We start from the raw sequence: 4,401 nt of genomic DNA, 5'->3' as shown, positions 1-4,401 counted from the left end.
GCTCGGCGCACGCGGCGGCGAGCACGCCCACCACACCGGCGCCGCCCGCCGGCCGCTCGCCCCCGACCATCCCGCCTCCTGTCCGTCGTGGGGCCGCCACCCGCGGCGACCCGCCCCGACCGTGCCGCCCCGAGCCCGCCGCCCGCCGGCCGCCGGGGCCCTCCCTGTGGACGACGCACGCCCCCGTCCCCTGTGGTCGTCCCGGCGAGGCTCGATACCCTCGATCCAGGAGGCACCCGTTCCCCATGAGCCACGGCCACACCTCGCCCACGTCCCCCGCTGACGGAGGGGCGCCCGCGCGCGCCGCCGCGTTCTTCGACCTGGACAAGACCGTCATCGCGACGTCGGCGGCCAGCGCGTTCGCCCGCCCGTTCCTGTCGGGCGGGCTGCTCACCCGGCGGGCGGCGGTGCGCTCGGCCGCGGCCCAGCTCGCGTTCCTGCTCGGCAGCGCGACCGAGGGCCGGACCGAGCGCGTCCGGGCCCAGCTGTCCGCGATGGTCACGGGCTGGGACGTCGAGCGGGTGTCGTCGATCGTCGCCGCAAGCCTGCAGGACGCGATCGGCCCGGTCGTCTACGCCGAGGCGCTGGACCTGGTGGCCGAGCACCACGCCGCGGGGCACGACGTGGTCGTGGTCTCGGCGTCGAGCGCCGAGCTCGTGCAGCCGATCGCCGAGCTGATCGGGGCGGACGAGGTGATCGCCAGCCGGATGGGGGTCGCCGACGGGCGGTACACCGGCGAGATCGCGTTCTACGCGTACGGCCCGGCGAAGGCGAGCGCGATGCGGGACCTGGCGCAGCGCCGCGGCTACGACCTGGCGGCGTCGTCCGCGTACACCGACTCGGCGACCGACGCGCCGATGCTCCGGGCGGTCGGCCACGGGTACGTGGTGAACCCCGACCGCGCGCTGCGCCGGCTCGCGGAGCACGAGGGCTGGACGCCTCTGGTGTTCCGCCGGCACGTCGCGGTGTCGACGGGCCGGGGCCGCGCGACGCTCCGGCGGCTCAGCGGTCCGGCGGCCCGGGACCGCGTGGTGCTCGGCCTCGCCGCGGGGCTGGTCACGGCCGCGGCGCTCGCCGCGTGGGCCGTCCTGGCCGCAGGGCGCCGGCACCCGCGCCCGTGACCGCGGGCGTCGTCCGGCATCCGGGCAGCGGTCCCGCCATCCGGGCAGCGGACCCCGGCGACCTGGGACTTCGCCGGGAAGCCTTCCCCCGGGCGCGCGCGTCGGCTGCAATGGGCAGCACAACAGAACGACCCGAGGGAACCCACGCGCGATCCGTCCACGCATAGGACGCGTCGAACGGGCTCGACCCCGTCTCGACTGACCACGTGCACGCCTGATAACCCTCGCGGTCGTCCGTTCGGCAACGGCGTCCTCCCCGGGCGCCGTTGTCCGTTCCCGGGCGACGCCCGGAAACCGTCACACCCGGCGACGGCGGCGACTACCCTCCGACGGGTGACCTCGCCCGACGACCAGCGCCCCCCGGGGCGTCCCCGGGCACCCGACCTGGAGCGGCGCGCGCTCGCCGCGGTGCTCGACGTCTTCGGCGAGAAGGGCTGGACGGGGCTGACGATCGCCGAGGTGGCGTCGCGCGCCCGGGTGGGCAAGTCGTCGCTGTACCTGCGGTGGCCGAACAAGACGGCGATGCTCGCGGACGCGCTCCGGCAGGTGCAGGCCGAGCCCGCACCCGACGACCCCGCCGAGGGCACGGCCCCGCCGGCCGACGAGCACGCGGACGAGCCCGCCGCCGACGGCGGCGCGGGCGACTCCCTCCGGGACTACCTCATCGCCCACGCGCAGCGGCGTGCCGACCTGTACCTCGGCGAGGACGGGCTGGCCATGCTCCGGCTGTACGTCGAGGCGCGGGCGTTCCCCGTCCCCCTCGCGGACGTCCGGCACGAGGCGATCACGCGGTTCGTGCTCAGCGAGCGCGAGCGTGTCGAGCGGGCGGTCCGGGAGGGGGAGCTGCCCCCGGGCACCTCGGCCGTGCACCTGCTGGACGCCATCGAGGGGTCGGTGCTGATGCACGTCCTCGTCACGCCGCCGCACCTGATCGACCGGGTGCGCGCCACCATGCCGGAGTACCTGGAGCGCCTCGTCGACCTGCAGCTGGCCGCCGCCACGGCAGCCGAGGCCGACGCACCCGCGCCCCCGGCTCAGCCCTCCCGGAAGCGGACCCCGAACCCCCCGCGCGGGTAGCGCCAGGTCAGCGCCCCCGGTGCCGCGACCGCCAGGCAGGTCCCGCACTCCAGGCACGCGGCGTACTCGACGTCGATCTGCCCGTCCCGCTCGGAGTACACGCCCGCGGGGCAGACGGCGATGATCCGCTGCCCCGTCCCGGTGGTCCGGCAGAGCTCCTGGTCGACGACGATGTGGGACTCCTCCTCGTCGACCTCGTACCGGTTGGCCCCGAGCCGTTCCGGGATCGTCTGCGCCTTCACAGGGCACGCACCCCCGCCCATCCGTCGCTGAGCACCGTCCGGAGCCCGATCCCGGACCGGCCGAGGGCCGTCCGGGCGACCGCCGCGAGGTGCTTGCGCGGCGTGGTGTCGAGGCTGAACACGTCGTGGAACAGGCCCGCGGCGAGCTCGCCGTACGCCCCGTACATCCGCGGGCGCTCGAGGAACTTCGGCGCCCGGGCGTAGGTGCGCAGGTCGCGCCCGACGAAGCTCTCGTCGAGCCGCCTGCGGTACCCCGCGAGGCCGGCGGCGGTGACGTCCCCGGCGGCGATCGCCTCGGCGACGGCGTCCCCGGCGGCGATCCCCGACCCGATGGCCAGGTCCATCCCCCGGACCGTCAGCCCGGAGTTGATGGTGAGCCCGGCGGCGTCGCCGACCACGACGAGGCCGTCCGTGGCGAGCGTGCCGAGCATCGCCAGGCCGCCCTCGGCCACGAGGTGCGACCCGTACTCGACGACCTCGCCGCCCCGCAGGTAGGGCGCGAGCCCCGGGTGCTGCACGAGGTGATCGAAGATCCCCGCGGCGGTGTGACCCGAGGCGAGGAGGTCGTCCAGGCGCAGCACGACGCCCACCGACAGCGACTCCGTGTTGGTGTAGAGGAACGCCCCGCCGCCGACGCCGCGGGTGCAGTCGCCGACCAGCGCGTGCGCGGCGCCCTCGTCGCCGGTGAGGCCGAACCGGTCCTCGATCACGCTGCGGGGCAGCCGGACGACCGCCTTCACACCGACGGCGAGGTGGTTCAGCGGCTCCTTGCCGCGCAGCCCGGCGTCGCGGGCGAGGAACGAGTTCACCCCGTCCGCCGCCACGACGACGCGGGCGCGCAGCTCGTCCTCGCCGGCCCGGACGCCGAGCACGCGCACCGCGCCCGGCTCGCCGGCCGGCTCGGTGAGCAGCTGGTCGACGCGGACGCCGGGCATCAGGTACGCCCCGGCCTCCTCGGCCCGCTCGGCGAGCCACGGGTCGAACTTCGCCCGCAGGACCGTCACCGCGTTCACCGGCTCGGCGAGCCGCTGCGACGCGTAGTCGAGCGACACCGCCGAGTCCGGGGTGAGGAAGGTGGTGACGTGCCGGGTGATGCGCCGCTCGACGGGCGCCTCGTCGGCGAACCCGGGCAGCACCTGGTCCAGCACGCGGCCGTACAGCACACCGCCGGACAGGTTCTTGGACCCCGGGGCCTCGCCGCGCTCGATCAGCGCGACGGACAGGCCGGCGGTCGCCAGCCGGTGCGCGGTGACGGAGCCGGCCGGGCCGGCCCCCACCACCACGACGTCGAAGTCGGGTTCGTCGGCCACGGCGGTCAGGCCTCCAGGGCCGCGGCGAGCGCGGGCAGGACGGTGTAGAGATCGCCGACGACGCCGTGGTCGCACTGCGCGAAGATCGGCGCGTCCGCGTCGGAGTTGATCGCGACGACGACCTTCGCGCCCGCGACGCCGACCATGTGCTGGACCTGGCCGGAGATGCCCGCGGCCACGTACAGGTCCGGGGCGACGTGCTGGCCGGAGATGCCGATGTACCGGTCCTTGGTCAGCCAGTCGTGCCCCTCCGCGAGCGGCCGCGAGCAGGCCACCTCGGCGCCCAGCGCCGCGGCCAGCCGCTCGACCAGGGCCAGGTCCTCGCGCGCCTTGAGGCCGCGGCCGATGCCGACGACGACCCGGGCGCCGCCGAGGTCGACCGACGCGCGGCCCGAGGCCCGCTCCTCGCGGACCCGCACGGCGGCGGCGGGCCCGGGCGCGGCGACCTCCTCGACCGCGACCGGTGCCGCGGGCGCGGCGACCCCGCCCGGCGCGACCGTCACGACCGCCGGACCCCCCGTGACCCGCTCGGTGCGGACCGCGATGCCGCCGTGCACGTCACGGCGGACCTCGACGGCGTCGGCGGTCGCGCTCACGTCCGTCGCGCCGGTCAGCACCGGTGCGCCGCACCGCGCGGCCACGGCGCCGGCG

At 76.7% G+C, this 4,401-nt stretch carries 5 protein-coding genes; 2 read left to right on the top strand and 3 right to left on the bottom strand.

What is annotated here, in order from left to right:
* Nucleotides 1-245: 245 nt before the first annotated feature.
* Entirely contained in the window at nucleotides 246-1,121 is an 876-nt protein-coding gene (locus FA014_RS18400; RefSeq protein ID WP_154731069.1) for an HAD family hydrolase, read from the top strand.
* Between the two features lie 333 nt (nucleotides 1,122-1,454).
* Nucleotides 1,455-2,198, top strand: coding sequence for a TetR/AcrR family transcriptional regulator (locus FA014_RS18395; RefSeq protein ID WP_195969369.1), 744 nt, complete (start codon nucleotides 1,455-1,457; stop codon nucleotides 2,196-2,198).
* On the opposite strand, the gene FA014_RS18390 is transcribed toward FA014_RS18395, so the two are convergent.
* The 3 genes from FA014_RS18390 to FA014_RS18380 all read right to left on the bottom strand — a co-directional run.
* Entirely contained in the window at nucleotides 2,156-2,440 is a 285-nt protein-coding gene (locus FA014_RS18390) for a ferredoxin family protein (RefSeq protein WP_230323386.1), read from the bottom strand. The genes FA014_RS18395 and FA014_RS18390 overlap by 43 nt on opposite strands.
* Nucleotides 2,437-3,750, bottom strand: a complete 1,314-nt coding sequence (locus FA014_RS18385) for an FAD-dependent oxidoreductase (RefSeq protein WP_154731066.1) — start codon at nucleotides 3,748-3,750, stop codon at nucleotides 2,437-2,439. The genes FA014_RS18390 and FA014_RS18385 overlap by 4 nt, the downstream gene beginning before the upstream one ends.
* A gap of 5 nt (nucleotides 3,751-3,755) precedes the next feature.
* The coding region (locus tag FA014_RS18380) for an electron transfer flavoprotein subunit alpha/FixB family protein (protein ID WP_154731065.1) at nucleotides 3,756-4,401 on the bottom strand (646 nt) is incomplete at its 5' end.

This window comes from Cellulomonas hominis, assembly GCF_005239125.1.
Classification (GTDB): domain Bacteria; phylum Actinomycetota; class Actinomycetes; order Actinomycetales; family Cellulomonadaceae; genus Cellulomonas; species Cellulomonas hominis_A.
This window is presented reverse-complemented; position numbering and strand designations above follow the sequence as displayed.

Bases quoted from the DNA above. Each gene is read 5' to 3' on its own strand.
- FA014_RS18400 (WP_154731069.1), top strand. From the start codon at position 246: ATGAGCCACGGCCACACCTCGCCCACGTCCCCCGCTGACGGAGGGGCG.